Source organism: Bradyrhizobium elkanii WSM2783, from assembly GCF_000472865.1.
GTDB lineage: Bacteria > Pseudomonadota > Alphaproteobacteria > Rhizobiales > Xanthobacteraceae > Bradyrhizobium > Bradyrhizobium elkanii_A.
This window is the reverse complement of record NZ_AXAP01000062.1, coordinates 37,144-51,157: the sequence shown is the minus strand read 5'-3', so window position 1 is coordinate 51,157 and position 14,014 is coordinate 37,144. Positions and strand designations below refer to the sequence as shown.

General features: G+C 61.2%; 10 protein-coding genes. 4 read left to right on the top strand and 6 right to left on the bottom strand.

The window, feature by feature from the left end; all coding sequences use genetic code 11:
- Positions 1-27: 27 nt before the first annotated feature.
- From tnpC to tnpA, 3 genes are all read right to left on the bottom strand, one after another.
- Entirely contained in the window at positions 28-1,563 is a 1,536-nt protein-coding gene (tnpC, locus tag YY7_RS0135795; protein ID WP_028167394.1) for an IS66 family transposase, read from the bottom strand.
- Positions 1,564-1,632: 69 nt separating this feature from the next.
- The gene (tnpB, locus tag YY7_RS0135790; RefSeq protein WP_028167393.1) at positions 1,633-1,986 is read right to left on the bottom strand and encodes an IS66 family insertion sequence element accessory protein TnpB; all 354 of its coding nucleotides are present in this window, start codon (positions 1,984-1,986) and stop codon (positions 1,633-1,635) included.
- On the bottom strand, positions 1,983-2,870 hold the full coding sequence (gene tnpA / locus YY7_RS0135785; RefSeq protein WP_028167392.1) for an IS66 family insertion sequence element accessory protein TnpA: 888 nt from the start codon (positions 2,868-2,870) through the stop codon (positions 1,983-1,985). Before tnpA ends, tnpB begins: the two co-directional genes overlap by 4 nt.
- A gap of 292 nt (positions 2,871-3,162) precedes the next feature.
- On the opposite strand from tnpA, the gene rlxS reads away from it, so the two are divergent.
- The gene (rlxS, locus tag YY7_RS0135780) at positions 3,163-5,130 is read left to right on the top strand and encodes a relaxase/mobilization nuclease RlxS (RefSeq protein ID WP_028167391.1); all 1,968 of its coding nucleotides are present in this window, start codon (positions 3,163-3,165) and stop codon (positions 5,128-5,130) included.
- A 66-nt stretch (positions 5,131-5,196) separates the two neighbouring features.
- On the opposite strand, the gene YY7_RS53875 is transcribed toward rlxS, so the two are convergent.
- The 3 genes from YY7_RS53875 to YY7_RS0135765 form a co-directional block, all read right to left on the bottom strand.
- Complete coding sequence (locus tag YY7_RS53875; RefSeq protein WP_035691775.1) at positions 5,197-7,794, bottom strand: DUF2235 domain-containing protein; 2,598 nt, start codon at positions 7,792-7,794, stop codon at positions 5,197-5,199.
- Positions 7,795-7,853: 59 nt separating this feature from the next.
- A complete protein-coding gene (locus tag YY7_RS0135770; protein WP_028167390.1) occupies positions 7,854-8,408 on the bottom strand; it encodes a hypothetical protein in 555 nt (184 codons plus the stop codon).
- 306 nt (positions 8,409-8,714) lie between these two features.
- The gene (locus tag YY7_RS0135765) at positions 8,715-9,821 is read right to left on the bottom strand and encodes a Fic family protein (RefSeq protein ID WP_028167389.1); all 1,107 of its coding nucleotides are present in this window, start codon (positions 9,819-9,821) and stop codon (positions 8,715-8,717) included.
- Between the two features lie 624 nt (positions 9,822-10,445).
- Between YY7_RS0135765 and YY7_RS0135760 the strand changes: the two genes are divergently transcribed.
- The 3 genes from YY7_RS0135760 to trbB are packed head-to-tail and all read left to right on the top strand — an operon-like array spanning position 10,446 to position 14,012.
- Positions 10,446-12,473 carry a conjugal transfer protein TraG gene (locus YY7_RS0135760; protein WP_028167388.1) on the top strand — a complete coding sequence of 676 codons (2,028 nt, stop codon included), beginning with the start codon at positions 10,446-10,448 and terminating at the stop codon, positions 12,471-12,473.
- Between the two features lie 11 nt (positions 12,474-12,484).
- Complete coding sequence (locus tag YY7_RS53870; RefSeq protein ID WP_051397099.1) at positions 12,485-13,036, top strand: hypothetical protein; 552 nt, start codon at positions 12,485-12,487, stop codon at positions 13,034-13,036.
- A complete protein-coding gene (gene trbB, locus YY7_RS0135750) occupies positions 13,029-14,012 on the top strand; it encodes a P-type conjugative transfer ATPase TrbB (protein ID WP_028167387.1) in 984 nt (327 codons plus the stop codon). The genes YY7_RS53870 and trbB overlap by 8 nt, the downstream gene beginning before the upstream one ends.
- The last annotated feature ends 2 nt before the right edge of the window (positions 14,013-14,014 follow it).

The window sequence follows — 14,014 nt, the reverse complement described above, 5'->3', positions numbered from 1 at the left end:
AGTTAGCGTCTGGCTCTCGCACGTCGGTCAGGTATTGACATGATCCGTCGGTTTCCAGGCCCACGGCAGCAGTTCGTCGAGACGGTTGATCGGATGTCCGTCGACCATGCGCGTGAGCACGTCACGCAGGTATGCGTAAGGCTCGACGTTATTGAGCTTGCACGTTTCGATCAGCGAACAGAGGATTGCCCATCGTTCCCCACCGCCATCGCTACCGGCGAAGAGATGGTTCTTGCGGCCGAGCGCCACAGGTCGGATCGCCCGCTCGACGGGGTTCGTGTCAAGTTCGATGCGGCCGTCACGGAGGAAGCGGGTCAATCCATCCCAGCGCGACAGCGCATACCGGATCGCTTCGGCGAGATTGCCGCGCCCGGGCAATTGAGCGAGTTGCACCTCGAGCCACAGGCGAAGGCTGTCAACGATCGGCTTGGCGAGTGCGCGCCGCGTAGCCAGCCGATGCGCCGGCGATTGACCACGCACCTGCGCTTCGACGGCATAGAGGCTGGCAATACGACGCAAGGCCTCGTGCGCGATGGGCGTGTCCTCGGCTTGCGCAACCTCGTAGAACTTGCGCCTGGTGTGCGCCCAACATGCGGCGAGAGTGATGTTTCCGGCGCCGGTCAGCCGCTCGAATCCGGCGTAACCGTCGACGTGCAGAACGCCCTTGAAGTGCATCAGATGCGCTGCTGGGCGCTCCGCTTTCCGGTCGGGCGCGAACACATAAACCGCAGCTGGCGGCTCAGGCCCAGCCCAGCTCCGTTGATCGCGGGCATACACCCACAGCCGTCCGGTCTTGGTGCGCCCGCGGCCCGGATCGAGCACCGGGATTGGCGTGTCGTCGGCAAACAGGTGATCCGACGCGAACATGTGCTCGCACAGCCGATCGTGCAGGGCCTCAAACCACCAGCACGCGCCGCCGACCCATCCGGCCAATGTCGAGCGCTCCAGTTCGACGCCATGGCGGGCAAAAATCTGCGCCTGCCGATAGAGCGGTGTGTGGTCGCAATATTTGCTGACCAGCACATGCGCGAGCATGGCTGGCGTGGCCAAGCCGCCGGCGATCGGTCGTTCGGGCGCCGGAGCCTGGGTGATCGTTCCGCAACTGCGGCAGGCATATTTCGGGCGGCAGACGCGTACCACGCGCAACTGTGCTGGCACCCAATCCAGCATCTCGCTGACGCTCTCACCGATCGCATGCAGCGCGCCGCCGCAGCACGCACATCTCTCGCTATCGACGTTAAGCACAACCTGTTCGCGGGGCAAATGATCCGGCAGCGGCTTGCGCTTCGGCTGCAGTTTCTGCGTCGGCGCAAACGCCTCCAGCGAGGCTTGATCTGCCTCGACGGCCGACAAATCGATGTCCAAATCTTCGAGTCCAAGGGCGAGCTGATCGGCGTCGAGACGCTCGGAACGACGCCCAAATTGTGCGCGCTGAAGCTGTTTGATGATCGCCTGGAGACGCTGGATCTCGCTGTTCCGATGCGCGATGACCGAGGCAATGTCGCGCACCAGGCGATGCAGAAGCGCAGTATCCGACGGCAGATTGTCGAGGTCGAGCTGCATGACCGATTCTACTCGAACACGCTGATTCGACGAAGCAACTTCGCTATATTCTATGCGGGTTTTTGCGATTCAACCCGTGATGGCCGGGCGCCATCGACGCTCCGGCGTACGCCAATCGATGCCTTCGATCAGCATGGCAAGCTGCGCCGGGGACAGCGTCACCGTGCCACCTGGATCGCTCATTCTCGGCCAGATGAAGCCGCCCTGATCGAGCCGCTTGCTGAACAGGCAAAGCCCGTTGCCGTCCCAGAACAGGATCTTCAGCGTGCTTGCCTTCTTGCCTCGGAAGGCAAACAGGTGGCCGGAGAACGGATCCTTCTTGAGGTGTTCCTGAACGAGCGCGGCGAGGCCATCCAGGCCCTTGCGCATGTCGGTATACCCCAAGGCCAGATGGACTTTCACGCCGGCCGGCACGATCATCATCGTGCTGTCTCCCGCTCAGTGATCTGGCGACGGACCGCATCGGGATCGCTGCCGATCGGCGCGAAGACGCGGCGGCCATCGTCCAATTTGACAACCGTCATGCCGTCGGGCGGCTGCAACAGATCGTGCAGAACAACCGGCGTCGATGACCCGACGGCTCCAGCATCGGCCACCGCGACCGGCACCAACTTGGCGCGCTTGCCCTTACCAAACCCAAGCTCCGCTCGCCAGCGGAACAACATGCTAGTGACGATACCGTGCCTTCGTGCCGCCGACGATACGGTCTCCCAAGGTCGTTCAGTCTCCAACACGATGGCCAGCTTTTCCTCGTCGGTGAAGCTGCGGCGGCTCTGCTTCTCAGGTGTCGGAGGATCGTCATTCGGCGTCGCTGTCAAGCGAGATTCAGCTGCGCCATCCTTAGCACTAGTCTTAGCACTAGTGCTTAACAGTGGGCGGGCACTCGGATGAAGGTGCGTCCGCCAGTCGATTTCAACGTCGTTGGCGTCGATCAAATCGCGCCATCGCCTCAGGCTGTGCTGCGATATGCCATGGGCGCGGGCATAGGCTTGCATGCTCAGACCGCACCACTTCATCGCTTCAACGTGCATCGCCCAGAACGCTTGCACAGCTCTGCAGCGGAGGTCCTTCGACACTGGAGCCCGCTTCTTGCGGAGCCGCTCCCGACGTTCCTCGCGACGCAATTCCGCACGTATTTGCAACGTCTCAGCGTCAACCAGATGCCGCAGCCAGCGATCGAACGTGCCGCCACTGAGACGGTGCTGACGACAATATTTGCGCTTGCTGAGACCGCTTCGCCGCCACGCTTCAACGTGTACCGACCAAAAGGAACGACGTGCTTCGTTCTTGAAATATTCCGTACCCACCGGAGATCCTCCAATGCAGCAAGGAACCCGATATGGAACGACAACGCACTCTCGGAAAGTCGTGCAAGATTCCGACGCTTACGGCAGCTAAGCGGGAGGGCAAGATAAAAGCACTGGCGCTACGGAGCGCCTAAGCCGTTGTCTGCACATCCAAGATTTGGCGCCGCTTGGGTCCGCGTTGTCACCATGTTCGGCCCAACGCAATGGCGAACCTGCGCAATTGCGTCTGCGTCTTGGCGGACGCTCGTCGGCTCCACATATCGCCGGCTCATTCAAACGTCGGATGCGGGCCATGCGTGAGATCGACGACGAATTCGAAGTGAAGCTTGGACGGATCGGCAATCGTAGGGCCAGGAGGGCGACCAGCTATCTTCGACGCGTCCGCCAGGAGGCGACTAAGGCCGGCAGCAGTGTGCGATCGGGTTCGTCGTTTACCGGCGGCCGGATCGGCCGCGGCCGCGCCCAAGGTGCGGTGTTGGCCCAGCGCGGACGAGGCCAGGGTCAACGCCGTGTCGTGGTCAAGGCCCGAATCGTGCGGATCAAGTCCGGCGACCTAGGTGCCGTGCGAGCTCACCTCCGCTACGTCCAGCGCGACGGCGTCACACGCGAGGGCGAGCCGGGGGAGCTATACGGCGCGAGCAACGACCGTGCCGATGGCAAGAGCTTTACGGCGCGCAGCGCCGGCGATCGTCATCAGTTCCGGTTTATCGTGGCTCCGGAGGACAGCGCCGAGCTGGCGGACCTGAAACCCTTCGTCCGCGACCTTATGCGCCAGATGGAGCAGGACCTCGGGACCGGGCTCGACTGGGTCGCTGCCGATCATTTCAACACCGGCCATCCCCATACCCATATCGTCCTGCGCGGCCAGGATGACGAAGGAAACGACCTCGTCATCGCGCGCGACTATATCGCTCATGGCTTTCGGTCGCGGGCAGCCGAGCTCATCACGCGGGAGCTCGGCCCTGAAACGGACATCGAGCTCGCTCGAAAGCTTCAGCAGGAGATCACAGCCGAGCGGCTTACGCGGCTCGACCGGAGCATCCTGCGAGATGCCTCTAGCGGAGCTCTTGAGTTGGGTGCGTTGTCGGGCCGGGAGCCTAGCTGGCAAACGGCGCGGATCGGGCGGCTGCGAACCCTAGAGCGGATGGGGTTGGCAGAAGAGGCCGAGCCGGGGCGCTGGCGGATCGACCCTGAGCTCGAGCCAAAGCTCAGACGCATGGGGGAACGCGGCGACATCATCAAGACCATGCACCGCGAGATGGCCGCGGCAGGATTTACGCGGGCCCCCGGCGACTATGCGATCTTCGATCCGCAGGGAAGCGCTCGCCGACTGATCGGGCGGGTCATTGGCGAGGGATTTGCGGACGAACTGACGGAGCGTCGTTATGTCGTGATCGATGGAGTGGACGGGCGGACGCACTATGCCGAGATTGGTAGCCTTCGGGCCAACGAGGAGGCGCCTGTCCGGAACACGATCCTGGAGCTCAGCTCGCGCGTCGCGGAGCCGCGCGCAATCGATCGCACGGTCGCTAGCGTAGCCGCTCGCCATGGCGGCATCTACAGCGACCGTGCGCATCGAGAATTCGATCCGCAAGTGTCGGGCGAATTTGTCGGATCGCACCTGCGGCGCCTGGAGGCGATGCGGCGCGAAGGGATGGTCAGCCGCCTTGCCGATGGCAGCTGGAATGTGGGGCGGGATTATCTGGACCGGGCGCTTGAATACGAGAAGTTCCAGCAAACGCGCAATCCGGTGCGGGCCGCGGTGCTGTCATGGCAACGGCTCGAGGATCTGCCGCAGGCGCTGGGTGCCACCTGGCTCGACCGCAAGCTTGTTGGGAAGGAGCCCGATGAGCTCGCATCGACCGGCTTTGGGGCGGAGGTGGAGACAGCGCTTCGAACAAGACGGCAATGGCTGATCGAGCAGGGGCTGGCGCGAGAGGAAGGTGGGCAGATCCGTTTTGCCCGGAACATGCTCGAAACGCTCGAGACGCGGGAACTGGCAAGGACTGCGGCCGACCTATCCGCGCGCACCCGCCTTGAACATGTCGAGGTCAAAGCCGGCGACAAGATCGAGGGCGTCTACCGGCGCATGCTGACGCTGAACAGCGGGCGGTTCGCCCTGATCGAGCGATCCCATGAGTTCGCGCTGGTGCCGTGGCGGCCGGTGCTGGAGCGAGCGCGCGGGCAATTGGTCACCGGTCAGGTCGGCGGGGAGGGCATTTCGTGGTCGATCGGCATCAAGCGTGGCATCGGCCGATGAGGACGATAATGTCGTCAAGCTTTCTGTGCTCCGGTCGCAGTGCAGCGGAGTCGCCGCCGCTTCAACTCATCGACTTTGAACGGTAATCCTGGCCTTTCCGCTGCTGCCGATCCAGTCGGCGAGGGAAGATTCATAGCCCCACCAGCCGAGCATAGGCTTGTTCAGATAGACAAAGAGCTCGCCGTCACGATTTGGCGTTAGAACCTCGGCAAGCTGCTCGGAATCATCGGGTATCGTATACTCAACGTCGTTCGCCCGAACGTCATCGTTCTGGTTGGGTGGCGCGCGGTCGAGGAAATCCTCCTCGTTACCTCTTGCACCGATGCGAAAAATGATGCTTCCCCATGGGCGGTCGAACGTGTGGCGGAACGGATAGAGCAAGGCCATCGTCGCTGCCTTTAAGGATGGCAGACGGCCTATCGGCTGTCCGCCCATATAGGACTCTTCGCCGAAGAAGCTCCACTTGCCGGATGGGGGCTTCGTCTCGGGGGCAGGGAGCCGCTGGACGACAATTCGATATTCCTTGCCAGTCCTGACGAATACGCCGGTCGAGATGCAGACATTGTTCGGCAAGTTGGTGGCCGATGGCGATGCATCGAAGAGCACCTCCGTCTGTTGCTTCTTCCTGCCTTTTTCCGTGCCGCCGGCCAGCCCGGTCGTCTCCGTGCAGAAGCTGCCGAAGCCGTCGCGGATGTTGAAGAGGTAATGGTTGCCAAATGCAACGGCCAGATACAGGATTCCAATCGCAGATAGCGCAGGGGCGAGATAGAACTTAAATCCTCGAAGCAGCGCCTGATAGATTTTCGATTGTCGAAGCTTCCGCACAGCCACGCTGGGAAGGAAATAAAACACAAGGAATGCGCCAAGAACGGAGCGGACTGGCTGCGCCGTATAGGTCAGCAGGCTGTCCTCGTAGCTGGCGGGCAGACGCAGCCAGTTGAGTATCGGGCGGTCGAATTCAGGATAGAGAAACAGATACAGGATGACGCCAGCGAACAGGATGGTTTGGGCGGGCGAAACAACTTTGGGGACTTTCGGTTCTTCGGGCTTATTGGAGTCCGGCAAGAAACGCGTCCACAAAAGTCTCATACCATCATTGATCGACCCTTTCAGGCTCGCGCTTATCCAGATGAGGAATGCGACGAGAGAAGCCCAGATGACGAACCAAGCCGGATCTCGCGCATAGGCGTCTATCCAGCGCGAGGCCATGCCTGGCAGGAAATTGCCAACGATCCGGATCGTATCCGACAAGAAGCGGAAGGAGGTGCGGAGCTCCTGGAACGGGTAGCTGTCCCTGAGCAAGGGATAGAGCAGAAGGTAGCCGGTGACGAACACGGTCAGAAAGTAGATTGCCCGCCGCCGCCATACGAGGTCCCAGATGCCCTCTTGCTCCTTGTGCCGGTCGACGGACGGCTTTCCCTCAGAAACGCTCGAGTCATTTGGCTCGACCGTGACCGAGACGTTGGAGATCATTGGTCCCGACGGCCAATAGTTGACATAAGGAGCGGTCGAGCGGACGACCTCATATTGTTTTGGAAAGCCAATGGGCGCATAGAAATGCGCACCAAGCTTGATCCTGCCGAAGACTGCCTCATGAATTTTCGGCTCGGGCTTGGGATTTGGCGTGCCGTCAGGCGCAACTGTCGCAGGCATCGCGTCATAGAAGTCCTGGATCTTGCGAGGACTATAGCGGTAATAGCCGCCAAGGCCGCTGCGGGAATCGTAAAGCCTGCCGTCCTTGTCCTTTGCTGACTCGGTGCTGATGAGTGCATCGGGCTCGGCGTCAGGCATGTCCTTGAAAACGACGCCCGCCTGCTTGGCCTCCGACATCATCCAGGCCAGAGAAATGTTTGCGAGAGAATCGTCAGGGTAGCCGCCGCCGACGTTGGAATGAACGCCGGTGAACCAGACCTGCAACAGCCGCTCGTCACTGGAATGCCGGCTTGATCCGCTCGGCTGCGTATTGGTCGTATCTTCATCCCAAAGGACCGGATGAAAAGTTGCTCGTTCGTCGTCGATTGCCAGCGCATGGCGAGCTTTGAGGATCTTGGGATTGAATGTCTTGTTCGGCAGCTCGAGCGGCCAAAGCCAGTCGTTGACACCGCGCGTCATTTCATCGATTGGCAAGCCATAAGCCGCAACCGTGTCCCACACGCCGACGAATTCGATGGAATCGACCGTGCGTTCGCACGGGGTGTAGAAGCGCTTGTCGAGCCAGGACTGGATAAGGCGAAATGGATATTGGAGGTTCCAGACCGGATATTTGTCGTGACGATAGGCACGATAGGCCGCACGTGCCTTCCGATCCAGTTCTGCCTCGTTGGCGAACTTGACGAGCCCCTGATTGAGCACCAAGCCAACGACTATCCGAACGGTAAAAGCACCTCGGCTGAAGCCAAAGGCATAGATCTTGTCGCCCTCTCGGTAATTGCGGCAGAGGAATTTGTAGAGGTTGAGGACGTTGCGCTTCAGACCGTACCCGAAGGCGCCGCCGAGAATGGCAAGCGGCTTGAACGATGAAGTGCCGACGCCGTCATCGTAGATCGCGATCTGATCGGATGTCTTGAGATCGAGCGACTGAAAGGTTCGCCAGACGTTGGTTCGCCAAACCTTGCCGGCGGCGTTGCCCGTGCCATCCGATAGCAGAACGATATTCTTGGGCATCGACTTCCTCCACATGAATGGGGCACAGCAATTGATCGAGAGAAATTACAGGTACCGGCTCAAACAGGCCGGCGCGGTGGGAAAAAGAACAACAGCAGGTTCAGCGCACCAAGGAATGCGAACTGGCCGATCGCCATTGTCACCGTGGCGAGCTTGATAGCAGTGAGCGTAGAGAGTAAGCGGAACGAGTGAGGAGTGAGCGTGATCCACAAATTCAGGGTTGCCGCGAGGCCGGTATCTTCTGCCAGGTCCGCCACCATGTAGCAGGCGGGAAGGATCCACCAGATCCACGTCGGAACGGCCGAAAGGAATCCCAGCCGCTCAGCGAGTGAGGTGGATGCAAAACCAAGAAATAACCCGAGGCAAATGAGGAAGAGGATGTCGAGGGGGAATAGGACGGGAACGACATATCCGCGGATCGCCTTTGCATGCGTGCTGTCCGCAAGCCAGCGGGCGAACGTTGCCTCGCTCAGAACTTCGGTCTGAGAGGGAATATACTTGAGCCGTTCGAGAAATCGCTCCGCGACGTCCTCGCCATATCGTGGCGCGACAAGAAACTTCAGCGCAAGAGCCAACGCAAGCGTCAGTCCGAACAGAATAAGGATCGTTCGCACAAATATGCCCTCGTCCAAAAATCGTTTTCGATAGAAGCCGCTCTCGCCCGTAATAGAAGACTTCCGGGTACCTTCTGACGGACGGATCGGTCTCTAGCCTCAATGCAATTTCGCGATCTTGTCACACTTTCAAGTTGCTTGGCTAGATCAATGCAGCTTTTCTCCAGAGTCCAGGCGGGCGCGCTACATCTGATCGGTGAGAGGGAGTACCTGCTCAGGCAGCCAGGTCCCGCTCTCTCAAGTTCTTGCCCGGGTAGGGATCGTGATGGGCCGCCGTCGCTGATAGCGCGTCTTGGGGTAACCGGCTTAGGGAGAAACGAGGGAATAACTCGTACTCCTCCCGCCGCCCTCGTCCTTGGTGAGGATACCCTGATCGACGAGAGCTTGAATGTCGCGTAGCGCAGTATCGGGCGAACACTTCTCGATCGTGGCCCATTTGCTCGAGGTCAGTTTGCCCTCAAAACCGTCCAGCAGGCGGTTGAGCATATCGCGCTGGCGGTCATTGATTTGGGCCGCGGCATGGCGTTTCCAGAAGTCCGCTTTTTCGAGCACGGCGGCGAGGATGGTCTCGGCGCCGCTGAAGGCGCGGTCGAGGCACCCCAGGAACCACTCAAGCCAGGGTGTGATGTTGAGGTCGCCTTTCTGCGTGGTCTCCAGCAAGTCGTAGTAGGTCTTCCGCTCGCTCCGTATCTGGGCCGACATGCTGTAGAAGCGTTGCGGTATCCCTTCGGAGCGGGCAAGCGACATGTCGGCGATGGCACGCGCGATACGTCCATTGCCGTCCTCGAATGGGTGGATGGTCACAAACCAGAGATGCGCGATCGCAGCCTTGATGAGTGGGTCGATGTTCTCTTCGGTATTGTACCAGTCGAGAAACGCAGTCATTTCGGCATCGAGCTTGTCGGCAGTCGGTGCTTCGTAGTGCACGCGCTCACGCCCATAGTCGCCCGAGACGACCTGCATCGGTCCTGACGAGGCATCGCGCCAGGCTCCCACCGCAATCTTCTTCATGTTGCTGCGGCCGGTCGGAAAGAGTGAGGCGTGCCAGCCGAATAGTCTCTCTGCTGTGAGCTCTGCTTTGAATTTCTGAGTAGCGTCAAGCATCATCTCGACAACGCCCTCGACGTTGCGATCCGTTGCCGGTAGGGCCCCTGCGTCCATGCCGAGCCGACGCGCCAGTGAAGAGCGCACCGCGTCCTTGTCGAGTTTCTCCCCCTCGATTTCGCTGGACTTGAGGACTTCCTCGGTCAGCGTCGTGAGGACAGCCTCCTCCTGCACGGGAAAGCCGAGCGCCTGCATCCGGCCGATGAGCTGGCCCTGGCGCAGGCGGACGGCCGCAAGCGGCTTCGCCAGAGCGTCCCTATCCCAGGAAAAATTAGGCCAATCAGATAGTTGGTGGATATAGTCCGACATTCCCCGCACTCCTTGCGGAGAATATGGCGGCTTTTCTCCGCATCCGCAAGACCGTTCTCCGCAAAATATGCGGAGAATACAGGCGCCAATCTCCGCAGGGTCGGACCGCCAATTTTGCGGCGGATCCGTTGGCAACCAGCCTGTCGCCCTCTCGCGGTTCGCCAGAAGCCACCCAAACTCACGGGAGATGACCTTGGCGCTACCTTCGTCACCATAGACATTTGCCGATGGTGATGGCTGCGCACGGGCTCGTACGTGCGCTTATACTCGTTTCGCAAAGTGAGTATAACGCGCCGCCCTTTGACGGACAGTTGGTCGATGCGCCCGATCGAACATCTGCGCTCAAGCAACGCGATCGATTCGTCCTCTCATTCCCCGCGCGCGCCAGTGCATGAGCAAATCAAAGCAAGCTGGATGACTGGTCCAACTTGATCATGATGTTCACGGTCTATTGAGCCGCTTCCTCAAGCGCGCCGAGATTGGCGCATCGATGATCTCGCATCGATGGGCTTGATCGACACCGATCTCGTTGCCGCGCGCGTTTTTTATTCCGATTGAATGCGCGAAGGACTCCCGCTTTTCATCTCGCCGCGCTCGTTCGCGAGAGCTCAAGTGGGGCGGAAAATGTTTCCAGCAAAAATCTACATCGGCCAGATCACGGTCGTTTTCGGCATCGTGATCGCGTCGACGTGGGGAGCTACGCAATGGACCGCCGCAGCTCTCGGCTATCAGCACCGCTTGGGCGAACCTTGGTTCCTGATCGTCGGCTACCCTGTCTATCTGCCCTGGCGACTGTTCGAATGGTGGTTTGCCTATGAGGCATACGCTCCTGAGATATTTGAACAGGGTGGTGCGATCGCTGCGGGCGGCGGCATCGCAGGCGCGCTTTTTGCGATCTTCAATTCGGTGTGGCGCGCGCGCCAAAGCCAGTTGGTGACGACTTACGGTTCGGCACGCTGGGCAACACCGAAGGAAATCAAGGCGGCCGGCCTATTCGCGTCCAAGGGCGTATTTCTCGGACGGCTTGAGAACAATTACCTGCGTCATGATGGACCGGAGCACGTCATGTGCTTCGCGCCCACGCGATCGGGCAAAGGTGTTGGCCTTGTTCTGCCGACCTTGCTGTCGTGGACCTCGTCGGCGGTGGTGCACGACATCAAGGGCGAGAACTGGGAGTTGACCTCCGGTTGGCGTTCGACCTTCTCGCATTGCCTTCTGTTCAATCCGACGGACGAGCGGAGCGCCCGCTACAATCCGCTGATCGAGGTCCGCAAGGGGGCCGCCGAAGTCCGCGACGTCCAGAACATCGCCGACATCCTGGTCGACCCCGAAGGGGCGCTCGAACGCCGAACCCATTGGGAGAAGACTAGTCATTCGCTTCTGGTCGGCGTCATCCTTCACGTCCTTTACGCAGAAGAGAAGAAGACGCTCACCCGCGTTACCGAGATCCTGGCCGACCCTGCGCAGTCTTTTGAGAAGACGCTCAGGATCATGCTGGCGACCAATCACCTCGGCACCGAGGCGGATCCGAAAGTGCACCCTGTAGTCGCCGCGACGGCGCGAGAGCTGCTCAACAAGTCTGAAAACGAACGCTCCGGCGTTCTATCGACCGCCGTGAGCTTTCTCGGGCTCTACCGCGATCCAGTCGTCAGCCGAAACACCGAATCCTGTGATTGGCGCATCGCCGACCTCGTGAGCGCCGACAAGCCTGTCACGCTTTATCTCGTCGTGCCGCCGTCAGACATCAGTAGGACCAAGCCGCTGATCAGGCTGATCCTCAACCAGATCGGCCGCCGGTTGACCGAGACGCTGAACACCAAGGCAGGTGACCCCAGCCACCGCCAGCTCCTGATGATGCTGGATGAGTTTCCTGCACTTGGCCGGCTCGACTTCTTCGAAAGCGCGCTCGCATTCATGGCCGGCTATGGCATCCGCGCCTATCTGATTGCTCAGTCGCTCAACCAGATCGCAAAGGCATATGGCGAGAACAATGCGATCCTGGACAATTGCCATGTCCGCATCGCCTTCGCCGCTAATGACGAGCGCACGGCCAAGCGGATCTCGGACGCTCTCGGCACCGCGACGGAGCTACGTGCACAGCGTAACTATGCCGGTCATCGGCTGGCTCCCTGGCTCGGCCATGTCATGGTCAGCCGTCAGGAGACCGCGCGTCCTTTACTGACGCCGGGCGAAGTGATGCAGCTGCCGCCCGACCAGGCCATCGTGCTGGTCTCGGGACTGGCACCGGTCCGCGCGATCAAGCTGCGGCACTATGAGGACGCAAACTTGGTCAGCCGTCTGCGCCAGCCTCCGTCCTTGGCAGGCGATGCTTACGGCGATCGGCCGCCGGCTCGACCTGACGATTGGCGCGGCGAGGTGCGCTCCACCGATCTTCGCCTTGCGACCCTGCCATATCGCGAGCTCGTGCAAACGGGCGACGAGCAAGGCGGCCTCAAGCAGCAGTTGGCGATGTTCGACGAGGCCACACCCGCCGCGAACGAACCGCGCGCCTTCGAGGAGCGATTGCTCGACGACGAGACCGACGTCGCCGCCGACCGCAGCCAGATGCAGCAGGCCACAAGAGCGTCAAGCACCGTACGCCGCGCCCATGCCGTCACCCGCGACGACGACGACCTTCTTCCCTCATTCTGAAGAGATCCCCAATGAAACCGAAATTGTCGGCCTACGTCTCTGAAAGCGTGGCGCAGCGCCTCGAACTCGCCGCCAAGCGCCCCGGATCCAACAAGTCAGCGATCGTTGATGCCGCGCTGGATCGCTTTCTCAACCCTGAGCGAGACACCAGCGGCGACGCGGCGCTGATCCGAAGGCTCGATCGCATGAACCGTCAGCTCGATCGAGCCGATCGCGATCTGTCGGTGATGGCGGAGACCATCGCGCTTTTCATCCGCTACTACCTGACGATCACCCCGCCGCTGCCGTCCCAAGATCAGGATGCAGCGCGAGCGCTCGGCCGCGAGCGGTTCGAGATGTTTGTCGCCCAGGTCGGCAAACGCGTCGCCTCCGGCGGCCGGCTTGTCGCCGACGTCATGGACCGCGTCAGCGCCTCGAAGCCGGATCTCTTCATGCGCAACCTCGAGGAGGGCGCCCCTCTGGGCGGTGCCCAAACTGGCGATACTGGATCCCGCGCGCAGAGCGCGACGGGTGAGCCGCCGGAGCATTCTCCGGTAGGGCGAGAGGAGGTCGGCAATGTCTGATCTCCTCTCGCCAGAAACCCGCGAACGGCGCCGAGGCATGCTGCGGACCGCGATGGGCCCCGCAATTGCGCTCGCTCTGGAAGAGCCTGATGTCGTCGAGGTCATGGTCAATCCTGATGGAAGGCTTTGGCTTGACCGGCACGCGACGGGCCGCGCCGATACCGGCGTTGTCCTGACGCCGCAGGAGTCGGAACGGATCATCCGGCTTGTTGCCAGCCACGTGCGGGCGGAGGCGAGCGGCTCGTCGCCAATCGTCTCGGCAGAGCTCCCCGAGACCGGTGAACGCTTCGAAGGCGTCTTGCCGCCTGTCTCGCTCGCGCCTTGCTTTGCCATCCGCAAGCCGGCAACCACCACGTTCCGTTTGTCCGACTACGTCAAGGCGCAGATTGCTTCGCCGTTGATGGCAAAGGTTCTGACATCAGCGGTTACCGAGGCGCGCAGCATCCTGGTCGCCGGCGGTACCGGGTCCGGCAAAACGACGCTTGCCAACGCGCTTCTTGCGGAAATCGCTGGCCTCGAAGAGCGGGTCGTCATCATCGAAGACACCCGTGAGCTGCGCTGCGACGCCAAGGATGCCGTGACGCTCCGGACCAAGCCGGGCGTGGCGAGCCTTGCCGACCTTGTCCGCTCCACGCTGCGCTTGCGGCCCGATCGCATCGTCGTCGGCGAGGTCAGAGGCGCCGAAGCCCTCGACATGCTGAAGGCTTGGAATACCGGGCATCCCGGCGGAATTGCCACGGTCCATGCCAACTCGGCACGAGCTGCGCTCTACCGGATCGAACAACTCATTCAGGAAGCGGTCGCAACGGTGCCGCGCCGGCTGATTGCGGAAGCAATCGACCTGATCGTCTTCATCAAGGGGCGGGGACCCGCACGGCGCATCGAGGCCGTCGCCGAACTCAAAGGTCTCGACCCCTCTGGCGACTACCTGCTCGAGACCCCGCCCGGACTTCCAAACACCTCCCATCGCCCCTGACC

What these genes read in the sequence shown, in the direction of transcription:
- YY7_RS0135765 (WP_028167389.1), bottom strand. Translation starts at nt 9,821, where the DNA reads ATGTCGGACTATATCCACCAACTATCTGATTGGCCTAATTTTTCCTGG.
- trbB (WP_028167387.1), top strand. Translation starts at nt 13,029, where the DNA reads ATGTCTGATCTCCTCTCGCCAGAAACCCGCGAACGGCGCCGAGGCATG.
- tnpC (WP_028167394.1), bottom strand. Translation starts at nt 1,563, where the DNA reads ATGCAGCTCGACCTCGACAATCTGCCGTCGGATACTGCGCTTCTGCAT.
- YY7_RS53870 (WP_051397099.1), top strand. Translation starts at nt 12,485, where the DNA reads ATGAAACCGAAATTGTCGGCCTACGTCTCTGAAAGCGTGGCGCAGCGC.
- rlxS (WP_028167391.1), top strand. Translation starts at nt 3,163, where the DNA reads ATGCGTGAGATCGACGACGAATTCGAAGTGAAGCTTGGACGGATCGGC.
- YY7_RS0135760 (WP_028167388.1), top strand. Translation starts at nt 10,446, where the DNA reads ATGTTTCCAGCAAAAATCTACATCGGCCAGATCACGGTCGTTTTCGGC.
- YY7_RS53875 (WP_035691775.1), bottom strand. Translation starts at nt 7,794, where the DNA reads ATGCCCAAGAATATCGTTCTGCTATCGGATGGCACGGGCAACGCCGCC.
- tnpB (WP_028167393.1), bottom strand. Translation starts at nt 1,986, where the DNA reads ATGATGATCGTGCCGGCCGGCGTGAAAGTCCATCTGGCCTTGGGGTAT.